This is a genomic window from Flavobacterium aurantiibacter, from assembly GCF_002251775.1.
GTDB classification, from domain to species: domain Bacteria; phylum Bacteroidota; class Bacteroidia; order Flavobacteriales; family Flavobacteriaceae; genus Flavobacterium; species Flavobacterium aurantiibacter.
The window spans coordinates 1-860 of the sequence record NZ_NOXX01000029.1 but is presented as its reverse complement, the minus strand read 5'-3'; the positions used below and the strand labels follow the sequence as shown (position 1 = coordinate 860).

At 43.1% G+C, this 860-nt stretch carries 1 protein-coding gene; it reads right to left on the bottom strand.

Features of this window, described 5'->3' with window-relative positions:
* Positions 1–231 (bottom strand): hypothetical protein (locus CHX27_RS00265; RefSeq protein WP_133063361.1); only part of this gene is annotated, 231 nt, incomplete at its 3' end.
* Positions 232–860: the final 629 nt, after the last annotated feature.

Here is an 860-nt window from a genome sequence, read left to right as displayed (position 1 = left end):
GCCCAAATCGTTTGAGATATAGGTGCTTGAACCGAGGTGGTCGGGATGGAAGTAGTATTTGTTTGGTACAACTTGTGAAATATCAGCTGCTAACGACAATTCTTCCACAGAACTTTGTAATGTCGGGGTCGGCAGTTCGAATTTAGTATAAATACTAGTTACTGAACCGTTAGCCATAGATACGGCTGCATTACTTCTTTCGCGAATGGAGGTAATATCTAAATCTGGCATGTCCGATTCTAATTGATCCTTCGGAAAGCGCGCAATATGTAGATTACTTCCTGTTCTGGATGTGATTCTCTCGGAACCAATGTAATAATGCTTACTGTATGCGAGTGAGAAAAGTCTTGTTTGATTTTGTGTGGTTTTTCGCAATACTCGTCCCATGAGTAATCCACTCNATGGAGGTAATATCTAAATCTGGCATGTCCGATTCTAATTGATCCTTCGGAAAGCGCGCAATATGTAGATTACTTCCTGTTCTGGATGTGATTCTCTCGGAACCAATGTAATAATGCTTACTGTATGCGAGTGAGAAAAGTCTTGTTTGATTTTGTGTGGTTTTTCGCAATACTCGTCCCATGAGTAATCCACTCGGGTAAATCATGATGTTGTCTTTAGTCATTTGCGCTACTTCGCTGCTGTTTGTCGAAACCTCAAATTGGTCGGTGTTGTAGCGCACTATACGCTCGCCGGCAGCATCGTAAGTATAAATCGCTATCGGGTGCTGGGTTTTGTCTTCCGGGCGCAGGTCAACAGCCAGCAGTCGGTCTTGTTCATCCCAAATATTTCGTCTTTGAATGGTGGCTGCATCGCCAAACATTTCGCTTATTTCAACCTGATTGCCGTTGGCATCGTAA